Origin of the sequence: Deinococcus sonorensis KR-87, assembly GCF_040256395.1 — a bacterium.
GTDB classification, from domain to species: domain Bacteria; phylum Deinococcota; class Deinococci; order Deinococcales; family Deinococcaceae; genus Deinococcus; species Deinococcus sonorensis.
The window spans coordinates 356,003-377,325 of record NZ_CP158297.1; the positions used below are offsets into that span (position 1 = coordinate 356,003).

General features: G+C 69.0%; 13 protein-coding genes. 5 read left to right on the top strand and 8 right to left on the bottom strand.

The genetic code is table 11. From position 1 onward, the window contains the following. Window positions 1-9: 9 nt before the first annotated feature. Window positions 10-2,220, bottom strand: coding sequence for an NPCBM/NEW2 domain-containing protein (locus ABOD76_RS02740; protein ID WP_350241222.1), 2,211 nt, complete (start codon window positions 2,218-2,220; stop codon window positions 10-12). 525 nt (window positions 2,221-2,745) lie between these two features. Here ABOD76_RS02740 and ABOD76_RS02745 point away from each other — a divergent pair. From ABOD76_RS02745 to ABOD76_RS02755, 3 genes are all read left to right on the top strand, one after another. Then, entirely contained in the window at window positions 2,746-3,030 is a 285-nt protein-coding gene (locus ABOD76_RS02745; protein ID WP_350241224.1) for a hypothetical protein, read from the top strand. Between the two features lie 668 nt (window positions 3,031-3,698). Further along, window positions 3,699-4,415, top strand: coding sequence for an N-acyl homoserine lactonase family protein (locus ABOD76_RS02750; protein ID WP_350241226.1), 717 nt, complete (start codon window positions 3,699-3,701; stop codon window positions 4,413-4,415). Window positions 4,416-5,208: 793 nt separating this feature from the next. Then, entirely contained in the window at window positions 5,209-6,963 is a 1,755-nt protein-coding gene (locus ABOD76_RS02755; protein ID WP_350241227.1) for an NAD-dependent malic enzyme, read from the top strand. Window positions 6,964-7,352: 389 nt separating this feature from the next. Here the strand turns inward: ABOD76_RS02755 and ABOD76_RS02760 are convergent, their stop codons facing one another. The 3 genes from ABOD76_RS02760 to ABOD76_RS02770 form a co-directional block, all read right to left on the bottom strand. Next, window positions 7,353-7,775: a hypothetical protein gene (locus ABOD76_RS02760; RefSeq protein ID WP_350241229.1), complete on the bottom strand. Its 423-nt coding sequence runs from the start codon at window positions 7,773-7,775 to the stop codon at window positions 7,353-7,355. 55 nt (window positions 7,776-7,830) lie between these two features. Beyond that, a complete protein-coding gene (locus ABOD76_RS02765; RefSeq protein ID WP_350241231.1) occupies window positions 7,831-8,136 on the bottom strand; it encodes a hypothetical protein in 306 nt (101 codons plus the stop codon). 137 nt (window positions 8,137-8,273) lie between these two features. Continuing rightward, a complete protein-coding gene (locus ABOD76_RS02770; RefSeq protein ID WP_350241233.1) occupies window positions 8,274-9,488 on the bottom strand; it encodes a helix-turn-helix transcriptional regulator in 1,215 nt (404 codons plus the stop codon). A 584-nt stretch (window positions 9,489-10,072) separates the two neighbouring features. Here ABOD76_RS02770 and ABOD76_RS02775 point away from each other — a divergent pair. Next, window positions 10,073-10,477: a hypothetical protein gene (locus tag ABOD76_RS02775; RefSeq protein WP_350241235.1), complete on the top strand. Its 405-nt coding sequence runs from the start codon at window positions 10,073-10,075 to the stop codon at window positions 10,475-10,477. Next, entirely contained in the window at window positions 10,474-15,288 is a 4,815-nt protein-coding gene (locus ABOD76_RS02780; protein WP_350241237.1) for a DUF5724 domain-containing protein, read from the top strand. The genes ABOD76_RS02775 and ABOD76_RS02780 overlap by 4 nt, the downstream gene beginning before the upstream one ends. A 433-nt stretch (window positions 15,289-15,721) precedes the next feature. Here the strand turns inward: ABOD76_RS02780 and solA are convergent, their stop codons facing one another. The 4 genes from solA to ABOD76_RS02800 form a co-directional block, all read right to left on the bottom strand. After that, window positions 15,722-16,882 (bottom strand): N-methyl-L-tryptophan oxidase, encoded by a 1,161-nt coding sequence (solA, locus tag ABOD76_RS02785; RefSeq protein WP_350241239.1) that lies wholly within the window; start codon window positions 16,880-16,882, stop codon window positions 15,722-15,724. A 415-nt stretch (window positions 16,883-17,297) separates the two neighbouring features. Then, complete coding sequence (locus ABOD76_RS02790; RefSeq protein WP_350241240.1) at window positions 17,298-18,641, bottom strand: replication initiator protein A; 1,344 nt, start codon at window positions 18,639-18,641, stop codon at window positions 17,298-17,300. Window positions 18,642-19,577: 936 nt separating this feature from the next. After that, entirely contained in the window at window positions 19,578-20,546 is a 969-nt protein-coding gene (locus ABOD76_RS02795; protein ID WP_350241242.1) for a ParB/RepB/Spo0J family partition protein, read from the bottom strand. Continuing rightward, window positions 20,539-21,309, bottom strand: a complete 771-nt coding sequence (locus tag ABOD76_RS02800) for a ParA family protein (protein WP_350241244.1) — start codon at window positions 21,307-21,309, stop codon at window positions 20,539-20,541. Before ABOD76_RS02800 ends, ABOD76_RS02795 begins: the two co-directional genes overlap by 8 nt. Window positions 21,310-21,323: the final 14 nt, after the last annotated feature.

Consider the following 21,323-nt stretch of genomic DNA (forward strand, 5'->3'; position numbering starts at 1 on the left):
AAGTGGGGGTTACTGAGGGCCGACGTTGACGTTGGCGGCGGTGAGCTTATCGAGCCAGCGCTGGTACTCCTGCTTTTCGGTGTCGAGGGTGGCCTTGCCGCCGCTCACGTTGCCAGTGCAGACGGTGTTGTTCAGGCCGCAGTCCGGCACCCACCAGGGGTTGGTCGTCGTCGTGCCGTCACTCTTGACCTTGGTCCACATCACGAAGTTGTCCCGCATCACGTTGTTCGCAAACATCGCCGGCGTCTTCTGCCCCAGCTTGTACGGGTCCCACACGTACAGGCCCACGTTCTGCGCCGCAATCGGGCGGCCGTCCGGCAGGCGACCGCTGCTGATCACCCGGTTGTTGTAGATCTGGTTGTCCACGCCACCCGCGATGCCCAGCCCATGGTTGGTGGTGGCGACGATCTGGTTGTTGTACACCCGGGCGTGACCCATCAGGCTCGGATCGCTCGCCTGCCCGTCGCCCAGCAGGATCCCGCCGCCCGGGTAGGTCGCGTTGGTGGCCGGGTCGGCGTTGTAGGCACCCTGGATGTAGTTGTCGTGGATCAGGTACGGGCTGGCCGCGGTGCCACTGCTGAGGTAGAAGTTCATGTTCTCCTCGGTGTAGCTGTGATACGGCGCGTTGATGATCTCGTTCCAGCTGATATCCACGTTCGCCACCCGCTGGATGCTGTTGAACAGCACCGCCTGCACGATGGTGCGCTTGCCGTTGTAGCCTTCCGCCCCATCGCTCTGGCGCCCGTCGATGTCCCGCAGCTGGTTGTTGCGGATGCGGATCCCTTCACCCTTGCTGGGGTCACCGTAGAAGCTGCGCAGGTAGATGCCGGTGCCGTGCTCGAAGTAGTTGTTCTCGATGGTGATGTTGTACGCCTCTTCGAGGTTGGCAAAGCGCCCCATGATCCGGCCCGCGACGTTCGGGTTCAGGCCATAGCCCTTGTTGTTGCGCAGGGTCACACGGTTGCGGAAGCCGGCCACCAGGTTGCCGCGGCCGCGCAGCGTGCTGTTCTCGATGATCACCGGCTCGCTGGTCTTGATGGTGATCACCGGGACGCTCGGGTCGTTGCTCTGCCAGTTGCCGGTGTACGTGCCGCCCTTGGTGATCACCAGCGGGCCGCTCACCGTCGGCGCGGGCGTCGGAGCCGGAGCCGGGGTCGGGGCCGGCGTCGTCGTGGGGGCCGGCGTCGGAGCGGGCGCGGGGACAGGCACCTGCACCGGTGCGGGGGCCGGAGTGCTGGGGCTGCTGGTGGGCGCTGGGTCCGTCGCCGGCACGCTGGGGGTGCTGCCGAGGACCGGAGCCGGGGTGCTGGGAGTCGTAACCTGAATCGGTGCCGGGGTGCTGGGGGTGCCGCCGAGGACCGGAGCCGGGGTGCTGGGAGCCGTGTCCTGAACCGGTGCCGGCGTGCTGGGGGTACCAACAGGTTCCGGCACGACGGGGGCCGGGGTGCTGGGCACCGGGCTGACCGGAGGCTGCTGCACGGTGCTGACGGTGGTGCAGCCGTTCAGGGTGGCGCCGGCCCAGTCGGCGTGGTCGTAATAGTTGTTGTCACCGCTGTCGGTCACCACCAGCTTCAGTTCCCGCTTGCCCGCCACGCTGACGCTCACCGTCTTGGTGGCGCTGCTGCCGGTCATGGTGCCGCTGTCGTACAGCTTGGTGCCGTCGGCGTACACCTGGAACACCACGCTGCCCAGGCTCCCCACCTCGTCGTCCACCCCGATGTCCGACGTGAACGTCGCGCACTTCCCGCCCAGGTCGAAGGTCATGGCCGAGGTGGAGTGAGCACCGAAGCCGGTGGTGTAGGTCTTGCCGCTCAGCGTCAGGGTTTTGCCGTCCCCCGCCTTGCTGCCCGCGTTGCTGCGGTTGCGCTCCACCGGGCCCCACCCGTTGGTGGCGACGGTCCACGGCTCGCGGCTCAGGGTGTTGGTCCCGGTGTCGATGGTCATGGCCCGGAAGTCGCTGCTGTCAGCAGGGGTGGCGGTCCAGCTGACGTCCTGGCCGCCATACACGAAGGCGCGCTGGGCCGCCTCAGTCGCGGCCGCTTCGGTCGCCGGCAGGGCGGCGGTATCGGTGGGGTTGAGGGGCGCGGTGGCCGCGGTGCGGGTGGTGTTCCCGCAGGCCGCCAGGGCCAGGGTAAGCAGGGTCGCCAGGCCGAACAGAGCAGTGCGGTTCATGCTGGACGCTGTGGGGGTGGTGGGGGTGGTGGGGGTGATGTGCTTCATGAATCCTCCGGTAAGAAGTGCGTCAGGCGTGAGCCAGCTTGCAGGGAACCCAGGCCGAGGCAGCCGGGGTACAGAGGTCAACGCGGCGGTTGACGGGCAAGTGGTGTGCGCTGAGGAGGTTGGAGGAGACAGAGGCGCACAGCGGATTGACAATGGAAGTGTTGGTCTGACCAGTGATGGCCAGAGGTGATGGTGGACGAGGTTGTCGGCTGTCCGGTTAAGGATCAGCGAACTAAGAAAAGATTAACTAAAGGTCACCCGAAGGTTCTGTGCAAATTTTCTAATGAGCCCTCGAAAACTTCCCATTTCTCTTAAGCTGGCCCAGAGGTGGTCCGTCTGAGCGTTCAATGCGAGGTGGTCAGGACGAAGCGCTGCCTCACCGCACTGCTCCATGCAGGTGGTCAGCGCACGGCTCGACAGACAGAACCGCCGTATCCGTTCACCGCTGCGTGGCTTGGCCGCACGAAATGGAGGGCCTTCGCTTTGCTTTCAGCATCGTGGGCGCAAGGAGCGGACAATGATGCTATGGATGAACAGGCAAGGAAGCGTCAGGAAATGGAAGCGGCCTGGGAGGAACTGCGTCAGGCGCGGATCGCCGTGAAAAGAACCGAAGAGCTGCGTGACGCCACCCTGCAGGTGCTGTGGCAGGTGGGACTGAAAATGCAGACGACCGGAAGTGTGACACGCGACGACTGGGACCGCCACGTGCAGGCGCATATGCCCGATCAGAACCGCGAAGTCTACGAGCAGGTGAAGGTCAATGTTCCGCTGGTCCGGATGTTTCCTGAGGATGACGAACCGTCGCATTGAGCACCTCGGGGCCGTCCTGCACGCGCACTGGCTTCGTGCGGACGCTGGCCCGCATGGCACCACACTGACCATCAGCGGCCTGGAGAGGGCCGGCGCTTCGTCCGCAGATCAACGCGGGCTGGAGGCCACAGCGGGGGCGCCCCTCCGCTGTCCATTCGCGTGCACGCCTGCAGCCCAAGGGGCCAACCTGCACCAGGACGCGGGGAACCGACACCGACGGAGGTCGTCTCTGCACCTCCGACCTGTGTCCCATCCGGCCCGTGACCGCAGGATTCCGCCACCTCGACGGAAGTCGGCCGTACGAAGGCTCGCCCTTCTCAGATGCCATGAACGCAGTGGAACGGTCGTGCCCACGACAGGCGCTGGCGAAGACTGCGCCTTGAGTGGCCCGGTCGGTCCACCTCTGCGTCTGTTGCCGATGATGGCGGTCAGGCCGCGCCGCACCACCTGCGGTCGACCAACGCCGTCCAGTTCGGCGTGACGATCAGGGCCGTGAAAGGCAAGGTCAAGGAGCGCGCTGGATCCGGGAACGCACGCACAGGGATGCGGGAGCATATCGGCTCCCTGTGCCTGGTCCTGGAGGGTTTCCTGTCGTCCACCACCTCACGCCGGGTGGCGGAAGCCCTTCAATGAAGAGCTGCACCAGCTGAAAATGTATAGTCGCTGTTATGGAAGAGCGTCCGCCCCGAAGCATTGTGAAGCGGCTTTATTTGATGCAGGTCGGCTCGGTACCGGAATACCAGATTCCCATTGTGTGTTACCTGGTGCAGACGGAGGACGGCGAAAATATCTTGATTGACACCGGTCTTCCAGAAGTCCTGCCCGAAGAGGCCTCAGACTTTGAAAACGGCGAGGATGTCGTTCGGCAACTGGCCCGCATTGGTCTCGAACCGGGTGACATTGGAACCGTGATTTCGACGCATTATGATATTGACCACGCTGGTCGACACGCGGCCTTCCCCACGGCGCAGTACGTGGTTCAGCGGGTTCACCATCTCGATGCGGCAGGCAATCCACGGTTTGCGGCCAACCGACCCGAATGGGACCAGCCGATGGAACGAATCCGGCTGGTGGACGGAGACGCCGAACTGCTGCCGGGGCTGGAGCTGATTGAGACGAGCGGGCACGTGCCGGGACATCAATCGGTGCTGGTCCGTCTGCCGCACACCGGGACGGTGGTGCTCACGGTCGACGCGGTCTCCTTCGGCCAGGACTTTACCCGTGACCTTCAGGACAACGGGCGGAATGAGGATCCCGAAGCCATCCGCAGGAGCACCATCAAGCTGCTGGATCTGACCGAGCGCGAGGCGCCCTGTCTGGTGGTGTTCGGACATGATCAGGCGCAGTGGGCCGGATTGAAAAAGCTTCCGGAATTTTACGAGTAGGCGGGCAAAGCCGCCCGCTCGTCTGCCCGCCTGCCGAGGCGCCCGCTCTTGAGGGTGACGCCCCGTGGACCGTCTCCCGGTGTTCCGGGCCATGCCTCGGCGCAACGCCCGGACGTCGTGACGGGCGCTGCCCGGGCATGGCCCGGTCTGGTCCTGCTCGCGGTTGGGTGCCGCTCCGGCGCACGGTCACCCCTGCCCGGCCGGGGTGTCAAGCACGCCGGTGCTTGGCCGTGGGACGTTGACCGCCGAGGGATGGTGCGCCCGCTCCGGCGCAGGTTGCTCGACCTCCCAGGGAGGCGCCCCTCGATGGGTCCGGTGACTCCGGTTTCCCCGCGGATGCAGCGGAACACCGGTCCTCACTTCGTGGGAACCACGGCGCCGCGCTTCCACGGCTCAAGGTGCAGCATCCGGCCGGCGTACGGGACGCTGAAGAAGCAACCTCGTCCTGGGTGAGCTCCGGGTGGCGGACCTGAGAGCAGTGCGGATCAGGGCTCCCCCACTGCCGTCGTGGACGGGGCCCACGAGCACGCCAGGCTGCTGGTGGCCGCAGGGGAGGCTTGGCGGCGAGCGAAGCCGCGCGTGCTGGTGGACAGTGGCGTGCTCTGGTCCTCCGGTCTGGGGGCTTCCCCGGGCCGGGGTGGCCCTGGGCGGTGCGTCCAACCTGGCAGGGGCATCACGTTGCGGCGGATCACTCCATGATGAGGGTGGCCCCGGGCCGTCGGCCTGAGCCGTCCCGTTCCGCGAGGGCCTGCCGTGCAGGTCCTCACGCTTCCTGGACTACACTTGACCGGTTATGGCCAGGGTCTCCCGTTACTACGATGTGAAGCGCGACGAGCAGGACCGGCGGTATCTGGAAGTGAATGTGACTGGTTTCGCGCTGCTGCACATTCCCCTGCTGAACAAATCCACCGGCTTCTCCGCCGAGGAACGCAAGCTGCTGGGGCTCCAGGGCCTGGTGCCGCCCCACCAGAGCACCCTCGAGGAGCAGAAGGAACGCACCTACCGCCGTTACCTTCAGCAGGCGAGCGACCTGGAGCGGCACGTGTACCTGCGTTCGCTGCAGGACCGCAATGAGGTGCTGTTCTACGCGATGCTCGAGGAGCATCTGGAGGAGATGCTGCCGATCCTGTATACCCCCACGGTGGGCGAGGCGGTCAAGGCCTTCTCGGACCTGTACCGGTACCCGCGTGGGCTGGTGGTCAGCACCGGCGACATCGCGTCGCTGGACGAGTCGCTGGAGAACCTGCCGCTCGACGACGTGCGGATGATCGTGGCGACCGATTCCAGCGCCATCCTGGGCATCGGTGACCAGGGCTTCGGGGGCATGGCCATCTCGATCGGCAAGCTGAGCCTGTACACCACCGCCGGTGGCGTCGGGCCCGACAAGACCCTTCCGGTGGAGCTGGATGTGGGCACCGACCGTCAGGATCTGCTCGACGACCCGCTGTACCTGGGGGTGCACCACACGCGCCTGACCGGGGCAGCGTACGACGAGTTCCTGGACCGCTTCGTGGAGGGGGTGCAGGCGCGGTATCCCAAGGCCATCATCCAGTGGGAGGATTTCGCAAAGGGTTCAGCCTTCCGGGTGCTGGAGCGCTATCGCCGGGTGATTCCCAGCTTCAACGACGACATTCAGGGCACCGGCGCCATGGCCCTGGCCGGGCTGCTCAGCGCCGCGCGCCTGAAGGGCGAGCGGTTCGAGGACCAGGTGTTCGTGGTGGTGGGGGCAGGGGCGGGCGGTATCGGGGTGGCCATGGCCATCCGGCAGGGGCTGATCCGCGCCGGGCTCAGCGCCGAGCAGGCCAGCGCGCGGGTGTACGTGGTCGACCGTCAGGGCCTGCTGGTGCAGGGGCAGGTGGAGCTCGAAGCGCACCAGCGGAGTTTCGCGCGCACCCCGGCCGAGCTGTTCGACTGGACCGTGCAGGGGGACGTCCCGACCCTTCAGGAGACCATCCGGAATGCCCGGGCCACCGCGCTGCTGGGGCTTTCCGGGGTGAGTGGTCTGTTCACGCAGGGCGTGATCGAGGCCGTCGCCGCCAACACCGAGCGGCCGATCATCTTCCCGCTCAGCAACCCGACCAGCAACGTGGAAGCCTTGCCAGAGGAAATCGTGCGCTGGACCGGTGGCCGGGCCATCATCGCCTCGGGCAGCCCGTTCGCGGACGTGCCGCACCGCACCCACGACGGCATCGATGGCACAGTGCCGGTCGGTCAGGGCAACAACGTCTTCATCTTCCCGGGGCTGGGCTTCGGGGCGATCATCAGCCGGGCCCGGGAGATCACCGACGACATGGTGATGGAAGCGGCCCGGACCCTGGCCGACCACACCGACATCTCGACCGGCCGGGTGTACCCCAGCATCGACCAGTTGCGGGAGGTCAGCATCCAGATCGCCGTGCGGGTGGCCCGACAGGCGATTTCCGAGGGGGTGGCCGCCGAGCGCCGGGTGCGCGTCATGAGCGATGAGCAGTTGATGGCGTTCGTGCGGCGGCGCTTCTGGGTGCCGAAGTACCTGCCCTACCGGCGCGTCGGCACCCCCACTCCGTAGGCAGGGCCAGACGCACCCCGACCATGACGGCGGAGCGGCTGGCGAACAGGCGAGACGGGCCGTGAAGGAGCGGCCCGGGCCTCGCCCGTGGTCGGGGTGGAGCCACTGAAGCCTTCCAGCATCGATCCTCAACGCACCAGAAACCGCGCGCGTGCCCGACCGGAGGACGGCGCCACCGGGACGGACCGCTCGGCTGTGCGCGGTTCTGCCTCCGCCCCGCCAGGAGCCGGTAATGCAGCACCTTGGCGACACGCCGGGGCGCCGGTCACCGCCGCGACCGGCGCTCCACGCCGTCGGAGCCTCTCCAGGTGACCGGGTTCACACCGGGAGGCTGGCCGGAACCCGCCTCGTCCGGGACGGCCTGAACGTCCCAGGCCGCCCGCTCCACTTCACTTGTTGATGGCGACGCCCACCACCGGCACCTGGAAGGTCGTCAGGTTGCTGGTGCCGGACATCAGGGTGATGGTGGCCAGGCTGTTCACCGGCTGCGCCTTGGCTGCGCTGGTGCGCTTGGTCTCTACCGTGAGCAGCAGTGAATCGCCCCTCATCTTGGAACCGGTGATCTTGATGCTCACCCCGTCGGGCAGGCCGCTGGTCTGCAGGCTCATGTTCGATGGCATCACGCCGCCGATGGCGCGGAGCGGCACCCAGATGGTCTGCCATGTGGCATCGGCGTAGAGCTGCTGGTAGCCGCTGACGCCGTCACTGCCGGCCGAGATGGCCACCGCGGTCATGCGTGGATCGGCGTTCTGGGCGAGGGCGCTGCCGGTCAGGATGACGGCACTCAGGGCGGTCAGGATGAATCCCTTCATATGAACCTCCTGGGAGCGCAGGGCTCCGGGCGAGCGGGCGAGGGGATGAGGGTGTTCAACTGGGCAGGTCCACCACCGTGAACAGGTCTTTCCTCGCGGAGCGGACGAGCGGGGTCATGCGGGCCTGCTGCTCGCGCCACTCGGGATCCGCAAACATCCGGCTGCCTTCGGCGAGCGCCGTCAGGTCCTGGACCGTGACTTCCAGCACCAGGGTGTACATCTCGCCTGTCAGGTCGGTCAGCAGCCGCATCTGTCCCGGCAGGCCCAGCCGGGCGGTGATGCCCGACGTCTGCCGCATGATGGCGATGGCGTCCCTGGCCGCCCCGAACTCCAACTGGAACACGTTTCTCTGCACGATCATGCGGTTCCCTCCTCGCAGCCGATGGCCAGGGGGCGCCCATCCACAGCGTGTGGGAGCATCGATGTTCCTGGGCTGTCCTGTCCTGTCATGATGGGCGGCGCGAGCAGATCGCGCATGTCCCAAATGGCATACGCCGCTCAGTCGCGGTGCGTGAGGCTCAGGAGCAGCCGCACCAGGGCCGCCTGCCGGTGGGTGCCGGTCTTGTCCAGGGCCTGCTTGAGCTGGTTGCGGACCGTGCCGGGGCTGACCTGGCCCTCCTCGGCGATCTGGTCCACGGTCATGCCCCGCGCGACGCAGAGGGCCACGCGGCTTTCAGCAGCCGTCAGCCCATACCGCTGTGACAGGACGGCCGGGCTGGGCAGCGGGTCGGGTTCGGCCGGCTGGCTGTCCAGGAGCAGCAGCACCTCGCCCTCTGCCGGTCCGAGCGGGTCGCTGGGCGGGACGCGCAGCAGGGAGATGTGGAGCCGCGGAGCGGCTCGCCGCCGGACCAGCGAGAGGGCCTCGCCGGCGCGCGGGATGCCCCGCGCGCTGTCCGGCGACCGACCCAGCCGCTGAATCGCCGCGGACAGCCGCGGCTGCTCCCCGGGCTCGTCCGACTCCAGCACGCCGCCCCGGACCTGCAGGCCATCACCCTCGTCAAGCAACGTCACCGCCGCCCGGTTGGCCCACAGCAGCTGACCGTGGGCGTTCACCGTGAGGCAGGGCTGATCCACCGACTCCAGCGCCACCGTCCGGCTGTGCGTCTGCTGCCGCAGTGCCCGCCACTGCAGGTGCACGCGCAGCACGTGCTGAAGGTGCGGGACCAACGAGCGGAACAACGCCACCTCCCGCGCCTCGAACGGCCCATAGCGCCTGGGCCGGTGGACGTTCAGAAACAGCCCCAGCTCCCGGGTCTCGCCCAGCACGAAGCTGGCCAGCGTGTGATAGTAGTCGTGCGGGAGCGCGAACTCGTGGCAGAAGGGCAGGCGATCAAACTCGGCGTCCGACAGGAGGTCGCGCCGGTCACACGCGGCCGACTGACCGATCCGGGTGAGCCACTGCACCCCCCGCACGGTGTAGCCGTCGTGCACCAGCCACCGGGACGCAAGGTCGTACAAGGCCTCGGTCGACAGCCCCTGCTGGAAGACCACGTTCACGTCCTGCCCCTCCTGGATCAGGCACTCCGGATGGTCGAACCACCACATCTGCTCCGGCCGGGTGACCAGGCCCACGTTGCTGAAGCTGGCCCGGAACATCACATTGATCCGGTCCAGGAAGGCGCGCCAGAGTTCCGGCTCGGCAGCGGACTGGTACATCAGCGCGATCACCGAGATCAGCTGCTCGTCGAACCTTCGTGCTGGAGGTGGCTGCATGAGCGGTTCCTTTTCTCGTCGGGGGGAGCGGGGGCGCTCCGTGGTCCGGTAAGCAGGGGCTCGTCAGTTCCTTTGCGAGTAGTGTACTCCTTCAGTCACCACGACCCGGAGTGCTGACCCGGGACGCCTCCAGGGCAGCACTCCGGGCCGGAGAGCCCTCAAGCGTTCGAGGCGGCCCGCGTTCTGTCTGGGTCGGGTGCGGTGGCGCTCGCCGTGTTGGGTCGGGTGGTCTTCTCCGGGACGCGCCATCGGAGGTGCGGAAGGCACGCCGGGTCTGGCGTGTGGCGTCACTCTTCGAGACCTGGAAGCTCAGACGCGCGGCAGCGATAACCGTTTTTGGTACGGACGCTTCACGCCTGAGCGGCAGCGGTGAAGCACCGGGCTGCCACAGGCGGATGCCCACAGACTGGTGCGCGGGAACGGACCGGGGTGCAGGGCCTCGCTGCTGCGGTGACCCGCCACGAACAGTACAAACCTACCAGAATTCATTGTTTGATTACGCTATTTACGAATTCGGGTTGGTGCGCTAGGCTGAACGGTGAGCAGCATCACGGTCGCTCTTCCCTCCCCTGTACGAGGTTGTCATGATTGTCGAAACGAAACTCGTTGGCCGCCGCACCCCGTTTGAACGCCGCCCCGTCGACCTCCCGGACGGTACCCACACCCTGCGAGACCTGCTGCTTCACCTGGTGGAGGTCGAGGTGGCCGCCTACCAGGACCGGCAGGACCGCGTGGGGCTGCTGCGGCTCCTGACCGAACAGGAGGTCCAGGCCGGCGCCGACAGCGGCCGGATCAGCGTGGCGCCACAGCAGCGAGGCGGCGCCGTCAGTGCCGAGACCGCCGGCCGCGCCGCGCTGACCGCCTTCGGGGACGGGCTGTACTACGTGTTCGTGGACGACCGGCAGCTTCAGCAGCTGGACGAACCGGTCACGCTTCGCCCCGACAGCACGCTGCTGCTCCTGCGCCTGACCGCGCTGGCGGGCGGATGAGCAGCGACGTTCAGGAGCTCCTCCGCTCGTACCAGCAGCCGTGGAAGCCGGGGTTCGAGGACCGGCTGCACACGCTGCCCGCAGCCACCGTCGCGGTCATCCGGGACAAGCTCAATGGTCTGTCCACCGCGGATGAGGCACTGACCGATGTGCTGCAGGCCAGTGACGATGCCGCCCGGGCGGCCATCGCCGCCGTGTTCTTCCCGCAGTTCCCGGACGTGGCGGCCCGCACGCTCGGCGCCCTGATGACCCGCCATCCGTACCCGCAGGGGTACGCCCGCCGGGCCTTCCGGGCGCCCGGGCACCGGCTGTCGGCCGCCCACGCACAGGCGTGGCTGTGGCGCACCTGGACCACCACCCGCGAGTACCCGCAGCCGATCGGGTGGCTGGCCGTGCATGCGGGCCTGCTGAACGCCTGGCAGTCGCAGGGCGTGGGCCTGCTGCTGGCGCAGGCGATCAGTGATGGGGACGACGAGGTGTTCGCCGTGCTGCGCGACACGGCCGGCACCCAGCATCCGGTCGCCCGCATGGGCCGCCACGTGCCGAACGCGCTGCTGTCCAGCACCCGCGAGGACGCCTGGACGCTCGCGGAGGGGTTGCTGCTCGCGGCGCAGCGGCAGGAAGGGCTGCGGCAGGTGATCCTCGAGACGGTGGACGAGGCCAGCCTGGAGGCCTTCCGGCGCATGCTGCGCCTAGTCCTGGACCACGACCTGCTGCGCTTCGCGGCCACCCTGCGCGCCGCGTGCGTGTGGTTCGGCCTGAACTACGACGTCACCGACCTGCCCACCGTCAAAGGACACCTGACCCGAGCCTTGGCGTTCCTGGACGACGAGGTTGCCGTGCGCCAGGCCGTCCAGAGCGGCACGGCACCGGACGCGTACCTGGCCCTGTTCGTGCTGGGCATGCAGGACGCGGTGCACGCGGCCGACCTCGCCCGCCCGCTGCTGATGCACGCCGACGCGGCCCGCCGCATGGCCGCCGCCCAGTTCCTGATCGCCGCCGAGCTGCTGACCGACGACGACCGCCTGATGCTGCTCGGCGACCCGGACCTGCGCCTCTCCGCGCTGGCAGGGAGCGTCCTGAACCGCTGGAGCGGCATCAATCCCGGCTACACCTTCGAGGCGTACGAACGCTACGCCCTGCGCCTGCCGGACACGGCCCGCCACGACCCGCTGCTGTTCCCCTGGCTGGGCCAGGTGCCGGCCCGCGAGACGGCCCTCGACGCCCTGCCGGTGCTGCGTGGGGACCGGCCCTTCACGGTGCTCGCGCCGCACCTGGGTGGCATGAGCGTGTACGGCAAGACGGCGGTGCTGCGCGCCCTGGGCGACCACGCCAGCACACGGACGCTCGACGCCCCCACCCGCGCGCTGCTGGTCTCGCTCCTGCAGGACCGCAACAGCAGCGTGTCCCAGGAGGCCGTGAAGGTCATGGCGCACTTCACGCCGGACGCCACCGAGGTCGGCGCCGTGCACACCCTGCTGAAGCGCAAGAGTGCGGACCTGCGCCGGGGCCTGATCCGGCTGCTGGCCCAGGCGGGCGGGCAGGCGCAGGCCAGCGCCCACGCGCTGCTGGCAGGCGGCAACGCAGAACAGCGCCAGGCTGGCCTGCAACTGCTGCTCGAAACGGGAGGCACGCTTCCCGCGGACTTCCGTCCGAGGACCGTCACCGAACAGACGCTGTGCGCCCGCCTGACCGATCCCGGCGCGCAGGTCACACTGAACGACGGCCTGGGCCTGTTCAATCCGGCGCGGCTCACCCGGCCGGTCCCGCCCCGCGTCCGCGAGCGGCCCTACCCGGCCGACCTGCAACGCGGAGCGGCGCTGCTGCGCACCTTGGACGCCGTGATCGTCGCCCACCGCGAGACGCCCCTGACCGGCGTGGGCTGGGACGGCAGCGAAACCGTCCTGCTCGGCAATGCGCGCCCCTCTGCCCTGCGTCCAGGCCGCGACGATCAGCCGATGCCGCTGCAGGACCTCTGGACCGGCTGGTGGCAGACGCGCCCGGACGCGCAGGCGGGGGACCTGACCCGCATGTGGTGGACGCTGAATCATTTCGTGGCCCGGACCGACACCACCGAGGGCGAGCTGCAGACCGAACTGGAGCCGCTCGCGGAGGAGGGGGGTGCAGACGGCGCAGCGTCACCAGCCGCAACCCTCCAGGCGTTGCGGCACCGGAGCGTATACCGCACGCTCGGGCCACTCGTCGCCCTGCGGCTGGAACACCCGGACCTCGCGGGCGTGATCGTGGCCGCCCTGCGGACGCTGTACGTCACGCCCACCGACACAGAGATGGCGCTGGACGCCTGGGAGACCGCCCTGGCCCACCTGCCGCTGGACGCAGAAGTGCAGGTCGATCCCCAGTACACCTGGCGGCGCAGCGATCCGCGCGAGCTGCTGCATCCGCTCATCCCCCGCGATCGCTGGACGGCGTGGCCTCCCGGTCAGGTGGAACGTCTGTGGAACCTGAGCGTGTACCAGGGCTCGGCCTTCCCGAAATTGCCGCTCGTTCGGCCAGAGACGCGCCTGCTGCTGCACGCCTACGCCGCGGGGTGGGCACACCGGGACGACCTGCTCGATCAGCTGATCGGGGAACGACCGGCGCGTGAGGGCTACTGGTCCAGCACCGATTTCAGCGACCTGCGCACCTACACCCGCCGCACCCTCAAGCCGGAACTGCCCACCCACCCCGACTGGCTGGACGCCGTATCGACCGTCCGCGACCGGGTGCTGCAGGTGGAGCTCGGTCGCGGAGACCTGGAAACGCCCGCCACGCTGCCGGCCCTGGCCCTGCAGGGCGTGCACGGGGCCGCCGTGGCGCTGCAGCTGCTGGCCGGACTGGGCCGCAATCCCCTCAAGCGCGGGTACCAGGGCCGCAACGAGAGCCGGGACGTGACGTTCAGCCACCTGATCCGCGTGTCGTTTCCGCAGGCCGGCGACACCCCAGACGGTGTCCGGGCGCAGGCGCAGGCGCTGAAGCTTCCGGACGCCCGGCTGCTCGACCTCGCGATGTTCGCGCCACAATGGGCGAATCTGGTGGCCGGCGCGCTCGGCTGGCGCGGCCTGGAGGGCGGCGTGTACTGGCTGCACGCCCACACCCGCGACAGCAACTGGAGCGTCCCCGAGGACGTGCGGCAGGCGTGGGAGGCCGAGATCAGCGAACGCACACCGCTCGGCGCCACCGACCTGACCGAGGGCGCGGTGGACGTCGCGTGGTTCCGGAGCATGTACAGGACCGTGGGCCGCGAGCGCTTCGCGGCGCTGCTCGAGGCGGCCAAATATGCGTCCAGCAGCGGCGGGCATAAACGTGCGGAGATGTACGCCCGCGCGATCCTCGGCGAGCTGAACGAGGCGGAGCTCGGTGCCCGGATCCGGGAGAAGCGCAACCAGGACGCCGTCCGCGCCCTGGGCCTGCTGCCCCTGGCCCGCGCGAAGGGAAAGGCGGCCAGGCAGCTGGAGGAACGCTACCGCGTGATCAGCGACTTCCGCCGCGCGGCCCGGCAGTTCGGCGCGCAGCGGCAGGCCAGCGAACGCCGCGCCGCGGACATCGGCCTGCAGAACCTCGCCCGCAGCGCCGGGTACACCGATCCGCAGCGTCTGGTGTGGGCCATGGAGGCCCGCACCGCGCCCGACTGGGGGCGGACCGTCACCGTGGACGGCGTGACGCTGGCGATTGCCGTCACGCCGGAAGGGGACGCCAGCCTGACGGTGCAGCGCGGCGAGAAGGCCCTCAAGGCCGTGCCGTCCGCGCTGAAGAAACACCCGGACGTGCTGGCCCTCCGGGAGAGCGTCAGCGAACTGAGCGCCACCCGCACCCGCATGCGCGCCGCGCTCGAGGACGCCATGATCCGGGGTGACCATCTGCAGCCTCAGGAACTCCGCGACCTCGCCGCGCACCCGGTCATCGCTCCGATGCTGCGCAGCCTGGTGTGGATCGTGAATGAGGCGCATGCCGGCTGGTGGCAGGGCGACACCCTGGAAACCCCGGCCGGAGCCCAGCCGATCGGCGAGCAGGCGCTGAGGCTCGCGCACCCGCACGACCTGTACACCGGGGGGCACTGGGCCGCATTCCAGGCCCAGGTGATGGAGCGGGGCGTCACGCAGCCGTTCAAGCAGGTGTTCCGCGAGTACTACCCGCTCACCACCGCCGAGCAGGACGCCAGACGCAGTCCCCGCTTCCAAGGGCAGCACGTTCAGCCGGGCCGGGCGGCCGCGCTGTTCAAGGCGCGCGGCTGGGTGGCCGTCCCTGAGGAGGGGGTCCGCAGGACCTGGCACGCCGAGGGCCTGAACGTCTGGATCGACACCAGCCTCGGCCACGGCACCCCCAACGAGGTGGAGGGCACGGCCCTGAACGCCGTGTACTTCCTGCCCCAGGGCGCCCGGGAGCCGCTGACGCTCTCCGAGGTGCCGCCACGCGTGTTCAGCGAAACCATGCGCGACCTGGACCTGGTCGTGTCGGTCGCGCACGTGGGCGGCGTCGATCCGGAGGCTACGCAGAGCACCACCGCGATGCGCGCGGCCCTGCTGCGGGAAACGCTGCGGCTCCTGAAGCTGAGCAACGTCAGGCTGCAGGACGACCACGCCCTCATCGAGGGCCACCACGCCCGGTACACCGTGCACCTCGGCAGCGGCACCGTGCACCGCCAGCCGGGCGGCTTCCTGTGCATCATCCCGGTCCACAACCAGCAGCAGGGCCGCCTGTTCCTGCCGTTTGCCGACCCCGACCCCCGCACGGCCGAGGTGGTCAGCAAGGTGCTGCTGCTCGCTGAAGACCGCAAGATTCAGGACCCCACCATCCTTGAGCAGCTGCGCTGACGCTGGGGCGGCGCCGCCCGGTCCAGGAGATGCGGCGGCCCTCCACCCGGGCCGCCGAAGCGCCGCATGTCCGCGGTTGGCGCCGCCCAGGCGAGCGGGGCTGGTGATGCCCGCGCGTGCATTCAGGCGGATCAGCCGTGGCTGGCTGGTCCCGCCCCGATCGGCCCGGACCCCCGACGGGCAGCGCGGACTCCAGCCGCGTGGGGACCCGGAACCATGCGGCGGGGAGGGCCGCAACGACGCTGGCCGGGGATGACGGTCTGCCCCTCCACGGGCGTACGGCACCGACCCCCGCAGGCCACGGTGAGCAGCCGTCGCGAACACAAAGCGGCGGCGAAGAACAAGGGTGGGGTGGGCCGCACTCTGGACGCCCGGCCCACCGCACCCTGAAGCTGCAGGCTTGGCGGTCTGCCGGTTCAGTTGACCTGCGGCCTCATCCCCCGCCGTCACGCGGCGGCCCGTGGTCGGGCGCCGCGCGCTGCAGGGTGAAGCGGTCGCTCCACAGCGGATGCGTCACCTGCTGGGTCCAGTCGGCGACGATCTCACCGTGCACCGGCATGAACTTGAAGCCGGCCCCCGAGCAGGGTGACACCAGCAGCACGTGAGGCGAGGCGGGGTGCTGGTCGTACACGAAGTCCCCACTCCGGGTGGTGGTGTACAGGCAGGTCTGCGTCTGCATCTCCGGCCCGGCCGCGTCCGGCAGGTGCCGCTGGAGAAACCGGCGCATGGTGGCGGTCAGCTCCGGCTGTGGCCCACCGTCCGGGTGGTCCGGGTTGACCTCCGGGCCGCTGATGTGCAGCCCGACCTTGACGCCCGGCAGGTGGAACATCGGAAAGCCGTAGACCTCCGGGACGGTCCACTGGATGAACATCGGGAATCGCCCGAGCGCAAACGCCTCGGGACGCTGCGGGCGAAAGAACACCACCTGCTCCCGCGTGACCCGGAAGCGCCCGGCGAGGTCCGGCAGCAGATTCGGCAGCCAGCCGCCGGCCGCGATCACCACGCGGCCCGCCTCGAAGCGGCCCGCGGAGGTCTCCACCACCGGCGCGTGCGGGTCACTCAGGTCGAGCCGCTGCACCCGGGTCTGCTCCAGCAGGGTGCCGCCCAGCGCCCGGGTCATGGCGGTCAGCAGTTCGAGCGTCAGGCTGGGGTTGAGGATGCCCGCCTCCGGACTGAAGATGGCCTGCCAGTCGTCGTCGGGCCGCCACTGCGGATGGCGGCGCGCCAGCGCCACGGCGTCCAGCCGCTCGAAGGGCTCCCCCTGGGCCGTCAGGTGACGGGCGATGGACGTCAGTTCGGGGCTGTGCGCAGTCCCGAGATCGAGCAGTCCGGAGGGCCAGTACAGCTGCGTCTGATACTCCTGCTGGAACGTTCGCCAGCCGCGCAACGCCCACGCCGCCATCCGCGCGTGATGCTGCAGCGGCTGGGACAGACGGAAAATTCTGGACGCGCCCGCACTGCTGCCGTGATGATGACCGAAGCGGTGCTGCTCGAGCAGCAGCACTTTTCCCTGCCCGCGGCGGGCAAGCTCATGGGCGGCGGCAGTCCCGGCCATCCCTCCGCCGATGATCACCGTGTCGTACGCGCGTTTCATGCCTTGACCCGCATCTGCTCTCCTCCAGCCTCACCGGATTGTACTGGTGGAAGCAGGCCGCGGCCTGGCCTGGGTCCGGGAGCCTGAGCTGGTCCAGGCCACCCGGGCGGGATTTCCACCCGGGCTCAGGTCAGGGGAATCCGGGCGTTCGCATGATCGTCCCGTTCGGCGGGGGTGGCCTCGTCCTGCAGCCAGGGAACGGGCCAGGTGAGCCGTGGACGCCGCACCTGCAGAGGAGGCGACGCCCGTCCCCTGGCGCCCGGAACGTCGACCACGGCACGCCCGGGTCCACCTGTTCAGGGACGAGGCTGGCGCCAGCCGACGGCCTTTCGGTGGATTCCGCCCATGTCCTCTGAAGAAATTTCAGTGCCCTGCGCGCCCATGGGCACACGGCCGGAGGCAACCGCGCGTGACCTCAGAACAGCTCGGCCTGATGCACGCTGGCACGCAGATGGGCGAGCAGCGCCGGCACCTGGTTTGCGGTTTTGGCTTTCAGCACGGCGGCACAGACTTCCGCGACATCCAGCTCCCCATTCACCGCTTTGGTGTGCAGCGCGTCGAGTTCGAGGGTGGTCAATTTGCCGCGAAGCAGCAGGTTCAGTTGACGGATCAGGTGGGCGCCGCGCTCCTCCGGCGACATGGTGGTCAGGAGCTCCGAGACGGACGGGGACGGCGCAGGATCGGATTTGGACACCCGGCGGGCGGGCGCCGGGACGGGCCGCAGCGGGAGCGTCTCCGCGCTGTATTGGTCCGGGTTCTTGATCAGGTGCACCAGCGCGGCCGCGGCGGACTTTTTGGGGGTCAGCTGTCCATTGCGCACCAGCGCTTCAAACAGGTCGATGCGGGTATTCAGCACCGCCAGCGCGTACGTCCGGGCGAGCCCGCGGGCGACACCGTCGGTCACCCCATGGCGCCGCAGGCGGGTCAGCAGCACCGGGTTGATGGACGAGAAATCCGGAGTGAATTCGTAGAACAGCCGCTGGTTCCGGCCGCGGCCGCTGATCGTCACCGCCTGAAGGTAGCCGCGCCGGATCAGCTCCTCATGCGGTGACTGCAGGGCGCGCCGGACCGTGTCCGGGCGGACGCTGGAGATCTTGCACTGATCGGCCCATTCGACCAGGCCCACGTCGAGCGCGTCGACGGTCGCCTCGGGGTTTTCCGGATCGTAGCGCATGGCGTCAAGCAGCCGGAACAGGATCCGGGTCCGGGGCCGGCTCAGCGAGTGCATGAACGACATGTTGAGCGGTTTGGTGTAGCCGCTCAGCATCGACGCGACGAGAGGCTTCGCCAGCTGCAGCTGAATCATGGTCCGCTCGTCGAACGACCCCGACTCGCCCTGGTGGGTGTACTCCAGATTCTCGATGAAGTGGAATTTCGCGGTGATCCAGCGCCGGTTGGGGTGATCGCGCCAGCCGCCGCTGACCTCGAAGCTGGTGGTGTGCAGCCGGTCCAGGCTTTCCCGCAGCATGGCCCAGTACCGGCCGTTGCGGTGAAAGCCGGCCAGGCTCATCAGCGCCGACGCGGAGACGGTCACCAAGCCGTCTTCCGGCAACCCGGACGAGTCGAGCAGGTCAATCAGCGCGCTGCTGACGTCATTGTCGACGCCGTGCGGGACGCACAGTTCCGGCAGCGCGCGGCAGCTGACCCGCACCTGTCGCCCGCCATGTTGAAACTCGACGTTCCAGGACCGCTGCCCGTCCACCTGATCGACCGCGCTGATCAGGTTGAGCCGCCCCCAGTTGAGGTCGTCGATACGCATGGCCGGGACCGCTGATCCGTTCATCATCCTCCCTGGTGTTGAACAACTTTACCTCACTTCTGGAAAGATCTTTTGTTTTAATTCATGGTGAAAACACCACCAAGCGACGCGGCGCGCGGCCCTCCAGGAGGGCCGTGTGGTGCCCTGATCCCACAGGTGTGTCTCAGGAAACCCCACAGGTATGTCTCAGCAGGGTGGCGCGAATCCCACAGGTGTGTCTCAGGGGCCGCTGCCTTTCCCATCGGTGTGTCTCAGGGAGTTCCACAGGTGTGTCTCAGCGGTCCCGTACGACACACCTGTGGCGTTTCCCCGGAATCCCACAGGTGTGTCTCAGGCACCGACGTCCAAATCCCACAGGTATGTCTCAGGCTGGTTGGACGAATCCCACAGGTATGTCTCAGGAAACCCCACAGGTATGTCTCAGCAAACAACCGTGGTGTGGCCACGCTGATGCACCGGGGCTGCACCGTGTGCGACGCCCTGTCCGTCAGGTCATCGGTGCTGGATCAGCACAGAGACGGCCCGCCGTCACGCGTGTTCCAGACGCCTGACCGGCGCACCGGATGGCCTGTATTCCGTCTGTTCAGGGACCAGTTCCGGAGGCGCCGCGGCGCCCTGAATCCGGCGTGACGGGGTCCCCTTTCGGCAGGCAGACGGCCCGCTGTGGTGCACACGATTTTTTCGGCGCTGCGCTGGTCACGCCGGTGCGGGCTCAGGTCGGGGGTTCCGCGCAGGTGAAGGTTCAGGCGACCTGGCGTTGCTCCGCTCCGAGTGGAGGAGCCGCCGCACTCTGATTCGTCACGTCTGCGGCGGGCCACGAGCACGAGGCACCTATTGTCGTCAGGGTCCCTGCGGCGTCATGCGCGCTGCCTGAGTCCCACCGGCCTGCACGGCTGGGCTCCCCTGCCACCGGTCCGCACGTGCTGTTCGCTCGCTTCAGGGGGTGCGGGAGGACCGCCGGGTGGCCTTTGGCGTGGTGCTGGTCGCGCGGCGCTGGGTTCCCGTGCCGCTGCCGAGCAGCCGGTCTAGCTCGGCGATCAGCTGGTCGACGCGCTTTCGCTCGGCGGCCGGCAGGCGGCCAAGCTGCTCTGGCCGTCGCAGCGCGCGGGTCACCCGGTCGACCCGGCCCTGCCGCTCATCCACCTGCCGTTCCGGGCGCGCCGCGGCCCGGAGGGCCTGCAGGCTCGCCCCGTCGCGCGCCAGAGCCAGCAGCCGGGCCCGCTCGGCCGGGTCCACGACGCGGGCCAGCACCGCACCCTTCGTGTACTCGACCTGGCCCGACCGGACGGCCGCCAGCACGTCGTCCGGGAAGCGCAGCACCGGCAGCTGATGGGTCAGGAAGCTGCGCCAGCTGCCGCCCACCACGCTGAACACCTCCTCCACCCGCGCGATCAGCGCCGGGTGCCCAGCCGCTTCCGGGTGTTTCTGCAGGGCGCTCAGCTGCGCCGGAACCCGCGTGGTCGGCACCTCGAGCGCCTGCGCGATCAGCTGCGCGGTGGCGTCCACCCGGTCCACCGGGTTGAGGTCCTCGCGCTGCAGGTTCTCGACCAGCGCCAGCGTCTGTGCCTCGGCGTCGTCGAGCTCGCGCACCACCACCGGCACCTCGTCGAGTCCCGCGAGCTGCGCCGCGCGGAAGCGCCGCTCGCCCGCGACGATCTCGAAGCGCCCGCGCGGGCCGGGGCGGACCAGCAGCGGCTGCAGCACCCCCTGCGCCTGCAGGCTGCGGGCCAGGTCGGCCAGGGTCGCGGGGTCGAAGGACCGGCGCGGCTGGCCGGGCATGGCCGTCAGTTGCGAGAGCGCGACCGCCTGCACCACCTTAGGGGCGTGCACCAGCTGCTCCAGCCGGCCGCCCCCCACCAGCGCGTCCAGCTGACCGCCGACCGCCGGTCGCGGCCGCCTAGCCACGCGGCACCCCGATCTTCAGGCCGATGGCCTGCGCGATTTCCCTGGCGGCAGTCAACACGTGCTGGTGCGCCTCACTGCCGGCGGCGTACACCCCGACCGGCTGCTGCGCGGAGGTGGAGTCGTTCCAGGTGGCGGCGCGGTACGGCATCGGGCTCGCCAGCGGCGAGAGCTGCTGCTCCATGCTGGTGTAGGCCTCCTTGTCGTGCAGTTGCCGGCGGTCGTAAAGGGTCGGGATGAACAGGGCCACCGAGAGGGTCGGGTTGAGCTTCCGGTACGATTTCAGCGCGTGCAGGACGCCCTCGATGCCGTTGATCCCCTTCTCGCGGGTGGGCACAGGCACCACCAGGTGGTCGGCCGCGATCGCGCCCAGCACGCTCAGCTGCCCCAGCGACGGTGGGGAGTCGATCAGCACCACGTCGTAGTGATCCTTGAGGTCCTGCAGGTGGGTGCGCAGGTGCATCTGGGCGCCGGTGACGCCCAGCACCCGCGCCTCGGCCAGCGCCAGCCCGATGCTGCTGGGGATCAGGTCCACACCGTACACCGGGTACGGTTGTGGCAGCGGCCGGTCATCCACGGCGGTGTCGTGCACCGTCCGCTCCAGCGGCACACCACGCACGCCCAGCCACGACGACAGGTTCGCCTGCGGGTCCAGGTCAATCAGCAGTGTCCGCAGGCCCCAGGTCCCGAAGGTGTGGCCCACGTCCCGGGTCAGCGAGCTCTTGCCCGCGCCGCCCACATGGTTGAAAAACGTAACGACAATCATCCGTGGTCCACAGC

What these genes read in the sequence shown, in the direction of transcription:
- ABOD76_RS02755 (WP_350241227.1), top strand. Translation starts at nt 5,209, where the DNA reads ATGGCCAGGGTCTCCCGTTACTACGATGTGAAGCGCGACGAGCAGGAC.
- ABOD76_RS02745 (WP_350241224.1), top strand. Translation starts at nt 2,746, where the DNA reads ATGGATGAACAGGCAAGGAAGCGTCAGGAAATGGAAGCGGCCTGGGAG.
- ABOD76_RS02760 (WP_350241229.1), bottom strand. Translation starts at nt 7,775, where the DNA reads ATGAAGGGATTCATCCTGACCGCCCTGAGTGCCGTCATCCTGACCGGC.
- ABOD76_RS02770 (WP_350241233.1), bottom strand. Translation starts at nt 9,488, where the DNA reads ATGCAGCCACCTCCAGCACGAAGGTTCGACGAGCAGCTGATCTCGGTG.
- ABOD76_RS02780 (WP_350241237.1), top strand. Translation starts at nt 10,474, where the DNA reads ATGAGCAGCGACGTTCAGGAGCTCCTCCGCTCGTACCAGCAGCCGTGG.
- ABOD76_RS02790 (WP_350241240.1), bottom strand. Translation starts at nt 18,641, where the DNA reads ATGCGTATCGACGACCTCAACTGGGGGCGGCTCAACCTGATCAGCGCG.
- ABOD76_RS02740 (WP_350241222.1), bottom strand. Translation starts at nt 2,220, where the DNA reads ATGAAGCACATCACCCCCACCACCCCCACCACCCCCACAGCGTCCAGC.
- ABOD76_RS02765 (WP_350241231.1), bottom strand. Translation starts at nt 8,136, where the DNA reads ATGATCGTGCAGAGAAACGTGTTCCAGTTGGAGTTCGGGGCGGCCAGG.
- ABOD76_RS02800 (WP_350241244.1), bottom strand. Translation starts at nt 21,309, where the DNA reads ATGATTGTCGTTACGTTTTTCAACCATGTGGGCGGCGCGGGCAAGAGC.
- ABOD76_RS02775 (WP_350241235.1), top strand. Translation starts at nt 10,073, where the DNA reads ATGATTGTCGAAACGAAACTCGTTGGCCGCCGCACCCCGTTTGAACGC.
- ABOD76_RS02750 (WP_350241226.1), top strand. Translation starts at nt 3,699, where the DNA reads ATGGAAGAGCGTCCGCCCCGAAGCATTGTGAAGCGGCTTTATTTGATG.
- solA (WP_350241239.1), bottom strand. Translation starts at nt 16,882, where the DNA reads ATGAAACGCGCGTACGACACGGTGATCATCGGCGGAGGGATGGCCGGG.